Origin of the sequence: Escherichia sp. MOD1-EC6475, assembly GCF_003046645.1 — a bacterium.
GTDB lineage: Bacteria > Pseudomonadota > Gammaproteobacteria > Enterobacterales > Enterobacteriaceae > Escherichia > Escherichia ruysiae.
This window is the reverse complement of sequence record NZ_PZKQ01000047.1, coordinates 46,756-59,253: the sequence shown is the minus strand read 5'-3', so window position 1 is coordinate 59,253 and position 12,498 is coordinate 46,756. Positions and strand designations below refer to the sequence as shown.

Sequence of the window (12,498 nt, the reverse complement as noted above, 5' to 3'; positions counted from 1 at the left end):
TGCAAGGAATCAGGCTACCGGCTGGATGTACGACCGTGTTTACGGAGCGCGATACGCCCCGGCCTGATTCTGAATACTTTTTATCTTTTATGCGCGCAACTTAACGTCGATCGCGTCTTGTGTGCGGCTGCGTGGCGCGTCGTGAGTATGCTGACGACCAGACACATCCAGCACTTCCTGGTTATTAACCAGTTCGCCTAAAGTAATGTTGTTGAGAAAACCGGTGAGACGGTCGCTCAAATCACGCCACAGCGCGTGGGTCAGGCATTTATCGCCGCCCTGGCAGCCGCCTTTACCCTGACAACGGGTGGCATCTACAGATTCGTCAACGGCGCTAATCACTTCGCCAACGGCGATGCTGCTGGCATCTTTGCCCAACAGATAACCACCGCCAGGTCCACGTACGCTGGAAACCAGACCATTTTTACGCAGACGGGAAAACAGTTGTTCCAGATAGGAAAGGGAAATTCCCTGACGTTCGGAAATATCAGCCAACGGTACCGGGCCTGCTTCGGAGTTGAGCGCAACGTCCAGCATTGCGGTCACGGCATAGCGCCCTTTAGATGTCAGTCTCATGTCTTACTTCACCTCAAACTCGCCCCTGCCCGGGGTTTTTTATTGTAAAAGTGGGGGTATTGCATAGCAGGGTCAAGTCTGACATTCCCGAGTAATTTGGTCAACTATTTACTTGACTGATTTAGTCGGGTATTTAACCTTCAGTGCCATTTTTTATCGTGGCGTTTGTACCTGTTATCGGATGCGGCGTGAACACCTTATCCGACCTGGGGTTCTGTACACTTCCAGGCCTGATAAGACGCGATAAGCGTCGCATCAGGCAACGACTGTTATTCAGCCTTGTTACCTTTATTCTGCTGCTCAATGGAAGCCAGAATCCCGCGCAGGATATTCAACTCCTGGCTTTCCGGGCGCGCACGGGTAAACAGACGGCGCAATTTATTCATCACCTGCCCCGGATGGTTTTCACGAATAAAGCCGGTTGCCAGCAGCGTTTGCTCCAGATGACCGTAAAAACGCTCAAGATCATCGACCAGCGGATACGGCGTCTCTTCATACTCAACCTGCTCGCCGTTTTCCTGAGTCGCCAGCCAGGCCATGCGCACTTCATACGCAATAACCTGAACCGCCATCGCCAGGTTCAGCGAGCTGTATTCCGGGTTAGCGGCAATCGCGACATGATAATGGCATTTCTGCAACTCTTCATTGGTCAAGCCGACGCGCTCGCGACCAAAAACCAGCGCCACCGGGGTATTTGCCGCTTCAGCGACGCTTTTCAGTCCGCATTCGCGCGGGTCGAGCATCGGCCACGGCAGCGTGCGGGAGCGTGCGCTGGTGCCAACCACCAGGCTACAACCGGCTAACGCTTCGTCGAGCGTATCGACGATGTGAGCATTACCAATCACATCGCTGGCTCCCGCCGCCAGCGCGATGGCCTGAGAGTCAGGTTTCACCAGTGGATTAACCAACCACAGATTGGTTAATCCCATTGTTTTCATGGCACGGGCAACAGAACCCATATTGCCGGTGTGTGACGTCTCCACCAGCACAATTCGAATATTTTGCAGCATTGTCTTTCTTCGTCTAAAGATTATTCGCGCATCTTATCATAAAACGAAGACAGATGCCGATCTCGCTGCTATACTCTGCGCCGTTTTCCCGTTCTTTAACATCCAGTGAGAGAGACCGATGCATCCGATGCTGAACATCGCCGTGCGCGCAGCGCGCAAGGCGGGTAATTTAATTGCCAAAAACTATGAAACCCCGGACGCTGTAGAAGCGAGCCAGAAAGGCAGCAACGATTTCGTGACCAACGTAGATAAAGCTGCCGAAGCGGTGATTATCGACACGATTCGTAAATCTTACCCGCAGCACACCATCATCACCGAAGAAAGCGGTGAACTTGAAGGTACTGATCAGGATGTTCAATGGGTTATCGATCCACTGGATGGCACTACCAACTTTATCAAACGTCTGCCGCACTTCGCGGTATCTATCGCTGTTCGTATCAAAGGCCGCACCGAAGTTGCTGTGGTTTACGATCCTATGCGTAACGAACTGTTCACCGCGACTCGCGGTCAGGGCGCACAGTTAAACGGCTATCGTCTGCGCGGCAGCACCGCTCGCGATCTCGACGGTACTATTCTGGCGACCGGTTTCCCTTTCAAAGCGAAACAGTACGCAACCACCTACATCAATATCGTCGGCAAACTGTTCAACGAATGCGCTGACTTCCGTCGTACCGGTTCTGCGGCACTGGATCTGGCTTACGTTGCTGCGGGTCGCGTTGACGGTTTCTTTGAAATCGGTCTGCGTCCGTGGGATTTCGCCGCAGGCGAGCTGCTGGTTCGTGAAGCGGGCGGCATCGTCAGCGACTTCACCGGTGGTCATAACTACATGCTGACCGGTAACATCGTTGCTGGTAACCCGCGCGTTGTTAAAGCCATGCTGGCGAACATGCGTGACGAGTTAAGCGACGCCCTGAAGCGTTAATGACTCTGGCGGGTGATGCCACTCACCCGCCCTCGCCTTTCAGGCGCTATTCCGAAATACTTCCTCACCGCTTTACTTTCTTTCGCCGCTCTCCCACCATCTTTCCCCGATTAATGGATTATAAAGAAGTCGCAAGGAAAGGTTATGGCACTGCCAGTGAACAAACGCGTTCTCAAAATTCTGTTTATCCTCTTTGTTGTTGCCTTCTGCGTTTATTTAGTGCCGCGCGTTGCCATCAATTTCTTCTATTATCCTGACGACAAAATTTACGGTCCCGAACCCTGGTCGGCGGAATCCGTCGAATTTACGGCTAAGGACGGTACTCATCTGCAAGGCTGGTTTATCCCTTCTTCGACGGGCCCTGCTGATAACGCCATTGCTACCATTATTCATGCTCACGGCAATGCCGGAAATATGTCCTCCCACTGGCCGCTGGTCAGTTGGTTACCCGAGCGTAATTTCAACGTTTTTATGTTTGATTATCGCGGGTTTGGTAAATCAAAAGGCACGCCGTCCCAGGCTGGATTACTGGACGATACGCTAAGCGCCATCAGCGTGGTGCGTCATCGCAGTGATGTAAACCCACAACGGCTGGTGCTGTTCGGGCAGAGTATTGGAGGGGCGAATATTCTTGATGTTATTGGTCAAGGAGGTAGTGAGGGCATACGTGCGGTGATCCTCGACTCCACATTTGCCTCTTATGCGACCATCGCCAACCAGATGATCCCTGGCAGTGGCTACTTACTTGATGAGAGTTATAGCGGCGAAAATTACATCGCCAGCGTCAGCCCGATCCCGCTTTTACTGATTCACGGTAAAGCCGATCACGTTATCCCGTGGCAACACAGTGAAAAGTTATATGCTCTGGCGAAAGAGCCAAAACGCCTGATTCTGATCCCTGACGGCGAACACATTGATGCCTTTTCCGATCGTCATGGTGATGTTTATCGTGAGCAGATGGTGGATTTTATCCTCAGTGCGTTGAATCCCGGGAATTCCCCCTAAGAATAAAACAGCAATAAATCACATTAAGACATGGTATTAAACTGGTCATATCCGTTTATATCGATAAAAATTCTGTGATGTCTGCCAGCATTTCTGATAATTAGCATTCCATTCCCCATTTCCCTAAGCAAACTTTAGCTATTCTTATCAATTATGCTTATGGGAGATCTACAGATGATGTCTACACTTGCTCCACCATCTGTCCTTTCTGCTCCCCAGCGCCGCTGCCAGATCTTGCTGACACTATTTCAGCCGGGGTTGACCGCCACCACGGCCACTCTCAGCGAGCTTAATGGTGTGGATGATAATATTGCGGTTCGCGATATCAGCGAAACAGGACGGGAAATCCTCCGCTATCACCAGCTCACGCTCACTACTGGTTATGACGGTAGCTACCGGGTTGAAGGTACAGTACTTAACCAACGTTTATGTTTATTTCACTGGCTACGACGCGGTTTTCGTTTATGTCCATCATTCATCACCAGCCGTTTCACCCCAGCCCTAAAGGAAGAACTGAAGCGCCGTGGGATTGCTCGCAACTTTTACGACGATACCAACCTGCAAGCTTTAGTTAATCTCTGTGCACGACGGTTGCAAAAATGCTTTGAAGCACGTGATGTTCATTTTCTGTGCCTGTATCTGCAATATTGCCTGCTACAACATCATGCCGGGATCTCGCCACAATTTAACCCACTGCAACGTCGATGGGCTGAGTCCTGTCTTGAGTTTCAGGTAGCAAAGGAAATTGGTCGCCACTGGCAACGGCGGGCACGCCAGCCTGTACCACCAGATGAGCCGTTGTTTATGGCGTTACTCTTTTCCATGTTGCGAGTTCCCAATCCGCTGCAGGATGCTCATCAGCGCGATCGGCAATTACACCAGGCCATTGTTCGTTTGGTACAACGTTTTCGTGAGCAGGGAAATGTTCGTTTCTATGATGAACAGGGGTTATGCGATCAGCTTTATACTCATCTCGCTCAGGCATTACGCCGCAGTTTGTTTACCATCGGTATTGATAACACCTTGCCAGAAGAGTTCAGCCGACTTTACCCACGCCTGGTTCGTACAACTCGCGCGGCGCTGGCCGGGTTTGAAAGTGAATACAATGTCCGTTTTTCCGATGAGGAAAGTGGCCTGGTGGCGGTGATTTTCGGCGCATGGCTGATGCAAGCAAATGAAATTAACGAAAAAAAGATTATTTTGCTGACGGGCAATGACAGTGAAAGAGAAGCGAATATTGAGCAGCAATTGCGCGAACTTACACTATTGCCACTCAATATTAAGCATATATCGGTGAAGACATTTTTACGAAATGGCACCCCGAGAAACACGGTGCTGATTATTACACCTTATACCATCCCTTTACCGCTCTTTTCGCCGCCGCTGATTCATACGAATCAGATCCTGACCGTACACCAACAGGAGCAGATCCGTAAAATGCTGGAATAGTCAGCATGAGGGAACCACTTTCGGGCGCAAAAACATTGCCGGAAGCGCCACCAGCGCCATCACCCAAAACACGCCATGTCCGAGATATTGATACAGGAAACCGGCGAAGACGGTCATGATAGCGATACTGCCGCCCATCGCGACGGCAGAATAAACCGCCTGTAAACGGATAACCTCGCTTCCCTGACGAGCAGCAATGTAGCGCATGGCGGCCAGGTGGCACACAGTAAAGGTGCCGCAATGCAGAATTTGCACCACTATCAACCACGCTAGCTCAGTGGTTGCCCCCATAATGCCCCAACGTACTACCCCGCAAATCGCCGAGATCAACAACATATCGCGGGCGCTACAGCGACGAAAAAGTTTGTTACTCAGCGCAAAGATAATGACTTCCGCCACTACACCAAGCGACCATAAATAGCCCACCGCCGAAGCCGAGTAACCCGCCGCCTGCCAGTATATGGCGCTAAACCCGTAATATGCCGCGTGCGCCCCCTGCAATAGACAAACGCAGGCCAGAAAGCGCCAGTTCTGGCGAACCAGCGCCAGCCAGGCCGGCCACCCCGTGCTCTCCTGCTGGCGGCTCTCCCCTTGCGGTTGAATGGTCGGGCGAATCAGAAAACCAAGTAGCATGGATGCCACGCCCAACGTCAACAGCGCGAGGATCACCCGATAATCAAACACGCTGACCAGTTTGCCCGTCAGCGCCGAACCAATGACAAACGCCACTGAGCCCCAAAGTCGCACTTTGCCGTAATCAAGCGGGAACTGCTTTTGCCAGGTATTCGCCAGCGCGTCAGTTAACGGCACCAGCGGTGAGAAAAAGAGGTTAAAACCAACCATCACAAGCATCAGCCATGCCACATGCGCGCCAGCCCAGAAGGCGATGGCGAACAGCAGTGTCAACAACGCCAGTACACGAAGTGCAGAAATCAGGCGAGAAGGATCGCTGACGCGGGGCGCAATTATCAAACTGCCGAGAAAACGGGCAACCAGCCCTGCCCCCAACAACAGGCCGATAGTTTCTGGCGTTAAGCCAATCCCCTTAAGCCAGACGCTCCAGAAAGGTAGAAAAATACCGTAGCTAAAAAAGTATGTGAAATAACCGAGCGCCAGCCAGCGCGTGGATTGCAAAACCATGAGTCCCTCCCGTCAGGAGGCGTTAGTCTGAAGTTAATCGAATGTTGTTGCAAGTTGAAAAATAAGAAAATCAGGGCCACTTCCAGTACACCATTCTGGAAAAAATTATCGTTAATACCACTAACAAAATATCACCTACAGAAAATGTGCTGGATGTTGACCTGGATAATTACCAAATTTCTCATCTGCTGAGGCGTGGCGAGGTGCGAGTGTGTGTATTACGTTTAAATCACATTATCTTGCAAAGGGATTGGTTATGAACACACTACGTTATTTTGATTTTGGCGCAGCCCGCCCCGTGTTGTTATTAATTGCTCGTATTGCCGTCATCTTAATTTTCATTATTTTTGGTTTTCCCAAAATGATGGGCTTTGATGGTACGGTACAATATATGGCCTCGCTGGGTGCGCCTATGCCGATGCTGGCAGCCATTATTGCGGTAGTTATGGAAGTCCCCGCCGCGATATTAATCGTGCTTGGCTTTTTCACCCGTCCGCTGGCGGTGCTGTTTATTTTCTACACTCTGGGTACTGCGGTGATTGGTCACCATTACTGGGATATGTCCGGGGATGCAGTCGGGCCAAATATGATTAATTTCTGGAAGAATGTCAGTATTGCTGGCGCATTCCTGCTGCTGGCAATTACCGGGCCGGGGGCAATTTCTCTCGATCGACGTTAGGAAAGATGCCGGATGCGGCGAATACAAGGCCTGATAAGACGCGATAAGCGTCGCATCAGGCATGGTGCACCGATTGCTACAAAATTGAAATTACCCGCATCCGGCATTCTATAAATTACAGCAACTCAACCCGCAACGACATCTCTGAGGTTGTTGACTCCCCCGGCGCAAGTGCAACGAGGTCACCACCTTCCAGGCGATGATGGTCATCCGGCGCATGGCTCATCGGTTCCAGACAGAAGAAATCAAACGCATATCCTTTATCAAATGCGGGGTCGGAGACAAAGATGAAATAGCATGGCGCAGGCGGCATCGTTTCCATAGTGATGGCATAACCCTCCTGCGGCTGCTCAATGCGTGCCTGACCATTCCAGCCGGCAAAACCATTATTCACCCACTGGCGCGGCAACGGCGCGAGCTGGTTAAAATCCAGTTCCTGCGGTAGCTGCTCGCAAAACTCACCCGCCAGCCACTGCTCCCGTTCCAGCCAATAACCGCTCGCCTGTGCCTGAATCCGCGTTTGCGGCGACAACGGAAAATAAGGATGCCAGCCCGTACCAAACGGCAAAGATTCTGCCCCTTGATTGGTGACAGAGAGCGTGACCGTCAGCGTATCCGCAGTCAAATGAAACGCCTGAATTGCCCGATAGTGATAAACACCACTGCGATGTTCATACACCAGGCACAAGCTATCATCACTGCGCGTTACACATTGCCACTCGCCCAGCCAGCCATCGCCGTGCAGATAGTGCGCATCCCATTCAACATTCGGTTGCAGTTGATACTCACGCCCCTGCCAGACAAAACGATTGCCGCTCACCCGGTTTGCAAACGGCACCAGCGGAAAACAGGAGGCATCGGTTGCCACACCGCTTTTTTTACCAGGACGTAAGAGCGGCGTCGTGTCACGCCAGAAGCCTTCGATTACGCCGCCCTGGTCAGAGACATCCAGCTTTAGCGGTCCGTGAGATAAGGTATAGATGGTCATCCGCTAACTCCTTAATCCGGGAAGTTAATCACAACTTTCCCGCATTTGCCGCTCGCCATCAGCGCATAGGCATCACCTGCCTGTTCCAGCGAGAAGCGATGGGTAATGGCGTTACGCGGCCACAGTTTCCAGTCGGTCAGATCGTGGGCGCATTTTTCCATATGGAACAGACTGGTCACCCAGGAGCCGATAATCCGCCGTTGATGGTGCATCAGATCGGCGCTGACCTCGAACTCCACTTTTCCGGTTTCTCCGATGTAAACCACGCGCCCCCAGTCGGCGGTGGATTGCAAGGCCAGCAAGCGCCCTGCGGCATTACCGGAACAATCGAGCGCAACATCTGCGCCGCCGTGGGTGAGTTCGGCGATTATCTGCGGCAGACCTTCGGTGGTTGCTAAATAACCGTGATCCATCACGCCTAACTGTTTCGCCATCGCCAGACGTTCCGGCAGCATATCAACACCGATGATCCTTTTTGCACCGCGACCTTTCGCCAGCATCATCGCCATCATGCCGACTGGCCCCAGACCGACCACCAGCACGTTATCACTGCCGGAAACTTCGCCGCGCAAAATCCCTTCATACGCTGTACCAACGCCGCAACTGATAAACGCACCATCTTCGTAGCTCAGCGCATCCGGCAGGAGGATCAGATCTTTTTCTTCCGCCAGCAAGTATTCGGCATGACCGCCGTCACGCTGCCAGCCGTAAGCCGCTTTTCCTTCGCCAGTACAAGAGATAGGAAAACCGCGACGGCAGTTCGGGCAAAAACCACAGCCAGAAATGTGATACACCAGCACGCGGTCGCCCTCTTTAAAATGGCGGCAACCCTGCCCCATCGCCACAATCTGCCCGCACGGTTCATGACCGTTGATAAATCCCTGGTATAACGGTTTATCGGGCGCCGCCGCCGTGGCGCGGTGTTGATGATAGATATAGTGGACATCGCTTCCGCAAATCCCGGAGGATTTCATTTTGATCAATACCTGGTTAATCCCCGGCGTCGGCATCGCAACTTCCCGCAGATCAACGGTCGAATTTCCTGGTAAATAAGCTGCCAGCATCGTTTTCATAAGTCCCTCATTAACAATACGATTAATTTTCATCCCTGCCGCACCCGCGCCAGGGGCGTTAAGGTTTAGCGTTTCGCTTTAGTGCTTCGCTGGGTCAGCAAGATATTCGCCAGGACCGCCACCACGATGATGACGCCGCGCACCACCTGCTGGAAAAAGGAGTTAATCCCGAGCAACACCAGACCGTTACCGATTAGCGTAATCACCAGTACGCCAAGCAACGTACCGAACAGCGAGCCACGACCGCCGGAAAGCGCCGTACCGCCGACCACGACCGCAGCAATGACATCAAACTCCAGCCCGTTTGCGGCACCTGCGTTACCGGAACCGAGGCGAGCCGCCAGCAAAATCCCGGTGACTGCTGCTAATACTCCCGAAAGAGTAAAGATAAGAATGCGCACCCGACGAACGTTAATACCGCACAACTGCGCCGCCGTGGCATTACCGCCAACAGCAAACACCGAGCGCCCAAAAGCGGTTTTACGGCTAATGAACACAAACAGCGCAAACAACACCATCATGATCAGCGCGGATACCGGCACGCCGAGAAATTGCCCGCCCAGCCAGTCCAGCACCTCGTTTTCGTCAATAGGCACTGGCAGGGCGTTAGTCATAAACAAGCCCATCCCGCGCAGGGCGCTCCACAACCCCAGAGTGGCCACGAAACTTGGCACGTTAAACACACCGCGCAGCACCCCGGCGAGCGTTCCCATCAGCGCCCCTAATAGCAACACCAGCAGACACGCCACCGCCAGCGGAACCTCAAATTGCAGCAAAAATGCCAGGCACACCGAGACAAAAGCCACCATTGGCCCAACGCTGACATCAATTTCACCGGAGATAATAATCAGCGTCATCGCCCAGGCGGCGATCCCGATGGTGGCGGCATCACGCAGCACGTTCATTTGGTTATTCAATGAGATAAAGCCAGGCGCGTTCAGAGAGAAGACCAGATAAAGAATGGCAATCACCACCAGCAAACCGATCTCATTAATATGGCGACTGACAAATTGTTTGAGCGAGACGCTCTTGCCCTGCGGCAAAGGTAATGACGAAGCAGACATCTTCAGGTTCCTCGGTAAAATTCATCAGTGCACAGACAGAATGGCGGACATCAGCTCGTCCACATTGACCGGCGAGTGAAACTCCTGCGAGAACGTGCCATGCTGTAACAACAGGATGCGGTCGCACACCAGCGGCAACTCCTCCACTTCACTGGAGATAAACACCACGCTTTTTCCTTCGGCAGCCAGCTCGCGGACAATACGGTAAATCTGCTGCTTGGCTTCGATATCGACGCCGCGCGTTGGCTCGTCGAGCAACAAAATCTGGCTGGCGGCATAAACCCAACGACCGATCACCACTTTTTGCTGATTGCCGCCAGAAAGCGTGCCAATAGGCGTTTCGCTACTGGCGGCCTTGACCGTCATCCGCTGCATCACCTCTTCGGTCAGGCGGCGGATGGTGGACCATTGCAGCACGCCGTTGGCACTGATTTTTTGCCGATTGGTCAGCACTGTATTTTCGTCAACGCCCAGCCAGGGAATGATCCCCGCTTCTTTGCGATTTTCTGGGGTATAGCCAATCCCGCGTTTCAGCATGTCGCCGTAATCGGGGCGGGCGATTTTCTCGCCGTTGATAACAATCTCACCCTGCTCATACGCTTCCAGCCCAACAATCGCTTTCAGCAATTCACTACGCCCTGCACCCAGCAGGCCAGCAATGCCAAGCACTTCGCCACGACGCAGGGAAAAACTGATCTCCGTAAGTTTGGGTCTGTGGCGTAACGCGCGGACTTCCAGCACGGCCTGATCTGCAATGTTCTGAGCGACAACCGGCGCAATATCAACGTGATCGCGCCCGAGCATCAGCGACACAATATGACGCGTGGAGGTATTTTCGAGCATCACATCGCCCGCCACCTGACCATCGCGCATGACGGTGGCGCAGGAAGCGATACGGCGGATTTCTTCCATCCGGTGGCTGACATAAATCACCGCCACGCCCAGTGCCGACATCTTTTTCACCGCACTTATCACCAGTTCAACTTCCGCACTGGCAAGCGAACTGGTGGGTTCATCAAGAATGACCACGCGCGGCTCGCCCTTCATCACCCGCGCAATTTCCACCAGTTGCTTTTGCGCCGGGCTTAGCGTTGAAACAAGTTGTTCAGGGCTAACATCAACACCCAGCGCCTGTAAGCAACGTTGGGCATCCTGCACCATTTGCGGGTAATCAATCATGCCGTTGCGACGGGGCCATTGACCGAGGCAGAGGTTTTCCGCCACCGTCAGCCCTTCCACCAGACTTAATTCCTGATAAACCGCACGTACCCCCAGTTCAGCGGCACGGCGAGTCAGCGTAGCTTCGTCACCTTCCAGTCGCGTCTCGCCAATCCAGATATCACCGCTGTCCGGACGTTCGCTGCCGGTAAGCATTCGAATGAGGGTCGATTTGCCCGCGCCGTTTTTGCCTAACAGCGCGCGAACTTCGCCTTTATTGAGCGTGAAGTTAACGTTATCCAACGCAACGACGCCGGGGTAACGCTTATTTCCTGCCACCACTTTTGCTACCGGGACTGCCTCTGTTGCCGTGAACATAGGAACCTCTGCGAATCAGCTATTAGGGCAGACCATCAACGTGCGTTGCCAGCCACTGTTTACCGTCTTCCGTTTTGGTATAGAGATCGATAGGCACCTGAATCACTTTGTCACCGTCGGCTTGTTTATTGATAACCTTCAATGTTTGCGCAAAAACAGCATTGCCCATTTTCTTACCGGAAATATCCACCACCGCTTTCAGCACCTGGTTGTTTTCCAGTTCCTGAGCAATTTCAGTCGTCATATCCGAACCGAAAACAGCAATTTTTCCGGCCTGATTTTGATTGCGTACCGCTTTTACCGCGCCGAGTGTCGCACCGCCAGATTCCCCCATAATGGCGTTGAGATCCGGCGTGGAGATAATCAGTTTTTCACCAACGGAAATCGCTTTATCTAAAACAGTCCCTTCCTGATTAGCGACAATTTGCGCACCGGGAACGCGAGCTTTTAATATTTCTTCAAATCCTTTTCGACGCTGCACACAAACTTCAAAGGCTTCGCAATTGATAACGGCAATTTTCGGTTGAGCAATTTTGTTGGCAATAAAATAATCGGCAGCAGCGTTACCCAGTTTTTTACCAAATTCTAGCGGATCGCCGACCAGATACGCCGAGACATATTTATCGACGCCCTTCTGATTAATACAGGTGTTGTAGCAAATCACCGGAATACCCGCTTCACTGGCGCGACGAACGGTGCGGCTGCTGCCATTTTCAGAAACAGCAGATAAAATAATGGCATCGACATTACGCGCCACGAGCGTATCAACAAAAGTACTTTCTTTCGAAATATCGCCCTGCGCGTTAGTTTCTATTAACTGAACCTGTACTGAGGAATCTTTTGCCGCATCCTGAACACCCTGACGCACACCGGCATAATATCCCTGAGTATCAAGATATATTGCGCCAATGGTCATTTCTTTTTCCGCAGCCCTGGCAAATAATGCGCTACCTAATAGCGTAGCCATTAATAATAGATTACGGGTTATTCTGCTTTTTTTAGGCATAGTGCCTCCTGTAGGGTTTTTATTAACAACGGCTTATTCTAATTATTTAG

General features: G+C 52.2%; 12 protein-coding genes. 4 read left to right on the top strand and 8 right to left on the bottom strand.

The annotated features are described in order from the left end of the window. Positions 1–87: 87 nt before the first annotated feature. Together iscR and trmJ are read right to left on the bottom strand one after the other, a co-directional pair. Positions 88–576, bottom strand: coding sequence for a Fe-S cluster assembly transcriptional regulator IscR (gene iscR, locus A7589_RS15555; protein ID WP_001241355.1), 489 nt, complete (start codon positions 574–576; stop codon positions 88–90). 269 nt (positions 577–845) lie between these two features. Further along, positions 846–1,586, bottom strand: coding sequence for a tRNA (cytosine(32)/uridine(32)-2'-O)-methyltransferase TrmJ (trmJ, locus tag A7589_RS15550; protein ID WP_000940022.1), 741 nt, complete (start codon positions 1,584–1,586; stop codon positions 846–848). Positions 1,587–1,704: 118 nt separating this feature from the next. Here trmJ and suhB point away from each other — a divergent pair, with 118 nt between their 5' ends. The 3 genes from suhB (at position 1,705) to csiE (ending at position 4,962) form a co-directional block, all read left to right on the top strand. Next, the gene (suhB, locus tag A7589_RS15545; RefSeq protein WP_000553451.1) at positions 1,705–2,508 is read left to right on the top strand and encodes an inositol-1-monophosphatase; all 804 of its coding nucleotides are present in this window, start codon (positions 1,705–1,707) and stop codon (positions 2,506–2,508) included. 144 nt (positions 2,509–2,652) lie between these two features. Next, positions 2,653–3,513 carry an alpha/beta hydrolase gene (locus A7589_RS15540; RefSeq protein ID WP_001207721.1) on the top strand — a complete coding sequence of 287 codons (861 nt, stop codon included), beginning with the start codon at positions 2,653–2,655 and terminating at the stop codon, positions 3,511–3,513. Positions 3,514–3,687: 174 nt separating this feature from the next. Then, positions 3,688–4,962, top strand: a complete 1,275-nt coding sequence (gene csiE / locus A7589_RS15535) for a stationary phase inducible protein CsiE (protein WP_000987936.1) — start codon at positions 3,688–3,690, stop codon at positions 4,960–4,962. Here the strand turns inward: csiE and A7589_RS15530 are convergent, their stop codons facing one another. After that, entirely contained in the window at positions 4,963–6,102 is a 1,140-nt protein-coding gene (locus tag A7589_RS15530) for a 3-phenylpropionate MFS transporter (RefSeq protein WP_000244170.1), read from the bottom strand. It lies immediately after the preceding gene. Positions 6,103–6,358: 256 nt separating this feature from the next. Between A7589_RS15530 and A7589_RS15525 the strand changes: the two genes are divergently transcribed. Next, positions 6,359–6,781, top strand: a complete 423-nt coding sequence (locus A7589_RS15525) for a DoxX family protein (protein WP_001094719.1) — start codon at positions 6,359–6,361, stop codon at positions 6,779–6,781. 115 nt (positions 6,782–6,896) lie between these two features. On the opposite strand, the gene A7589_RS15520 is transcribed toward A7589_RS15525, so the two are convergent. The 5 genes from A7589_RS15520 to A7589_RS15500 are packed head-to-tail and all read right to left on the bottom strand — an operon-like array spanning position 6,897 to position 12,448. Beyond that, complete coding sequence (locus A7589_RS15520) at positions 6,897–7,769, bottom strand: aldose 1-epimerase (RefSeq protein ID WP_000158520.1); 873 nt, start codon at positions 7,767–7,769, stop codon at positions 6,897–6,899. Positions 7,770–7,780: 11 nt separating this feature from the next. Beyond that, positions 7,781–8,875 (bottom strand): zinc-dependent alcohol dehydrogenase family protein, encoded by a 1,095-nt coding sequence (locus A7589_RS15515; protein ID WP_024191155.1) that lies wholly within the window; start codon positions 8,873–8,875, stop codon positions 7,781–7,783. A 32-nt stretch (positions 8,876–8,907) separates the two neighbouring features. Then, positions 8,908–9,906: an ABC transporter permease gene (locus A7589_RS15510; RefSeq protein WP_001276673.1), complete on the bottom strand. Its 999-nt coding sequence runs from the start codon at positions 9,904–9,906 to the stop codon at positions 8,908–8,910. A 24-nt stretch (positions 9,907–9,930) separates the two neighbouring features. Then, the gene (locus A7589_RS15505) at positions 9,931–11,442 is read right to left on the bottom strand and encodes a sugar ABC transporter ATP-binding protein (RefSeq protein ID WP_000493498.1); all 1,512 of its coding nucleotides are present in this window, start codon (positions 11,440–11,442) and stop codon (positions 9,931–9,933) included. A 22-nt stretch (positions 11,443–11,464) separates the two neighbouring features. Next, positions 11,465–12,448, bottom strand: coding sequence for a substrate-binding domain-containing protein (locus A7589_RS15500; RefSeq protein ID WP_001124983.1), 984 nt, complete (start codon positions 12,446–12,448; stop codon positions 11,465–11,467). Between the last annotated feature and the right edge of the window lie 50 nt (positions 12,449–12,498).

Bases quoted from the DNA above. Each gene is read 5' to 3' on its own strand.
- csiE (WP_000987936.1), top strand. From the start codon at position 3,688: ATGATGTCTACACTTGCTCCACCATCTGTCCTTTCTGCTCCCCAGCGC.
- A7589_RS15515 (WP_024191155.1), bottom strand. From the start codon at position 8,875: ATGAAAATTAATCGTATTGTTAATGAGGGACTTATGAAAACGATGCTG.
- A7589_RS15520 (WP_000158520.1), bottom strand. From the start codon at position 7,769: ATGACCATCTATACCTTATCTCACGGACCGCTAAAGCTGGATGTCTCT.
- iscR (WP_001241355.1), bottom strand. From the start codon at position 576: ATGAGACTGACATCTAAAGGGCGCTATGCCGTGACCGCAATGCTGGAC.
- A7589_RS15505 (WP_000493498.1), bottom strand. From the start codon at position 11,442: ATGTTCACGGCAACAGAGGCAGTCCCGGTAGCAAAAGTGGTGGCAGGA.
- A7589_RS15530 (WP_000244170.1), bottom strand. From the start codon at position 6,102: ATGGTTTTGCAATCCACGCGCTGGCTGGCGCTCGGTTATTTCACATAC.
- trmJ (WP_000940022.1), bottom strand. From the start codon at position 1,586: ATGCTGCAAAATATTCGAATTGTGCTGGTGGAGACGTCACACACCGGC.
- A7589_RS15510 (WP_001276673.1), bottom strand. From the start codon at position 9,906: ATGTCTGCTTCGTCATTACCTTTGCCGCAGGGCAAGAGCGTCTCGCTC.
- A7589_RS15525 (WP_001094719.1), top strand. From the start codon at position 6,359: ATGAACACACTACGTTATTTTGATTTTGGCGCAGCCCGCCCCGTGTTG.
- suhB (WP_000553451.1), top strand. From the start codon at position 1,705: ATGCATCCGATGCTGAACATCGCCGTGCGCGCAGCGCGCAAGGCGGGT.
- A7589_RS15500 (WP_001124983.1), bottom strand. From the start codon at position 12,448: ATGCCTAAAAAAAGCAGAATAACCCGTAATCTATTATTAATGGCTACG.
- A7589_RS15540 (WP_001207721.1), top strand. From the start codon at position 2,653: ATGGCACTGCCAGTGAACAAACGCGTTCTCAAAATTCTGTTTATCCTC.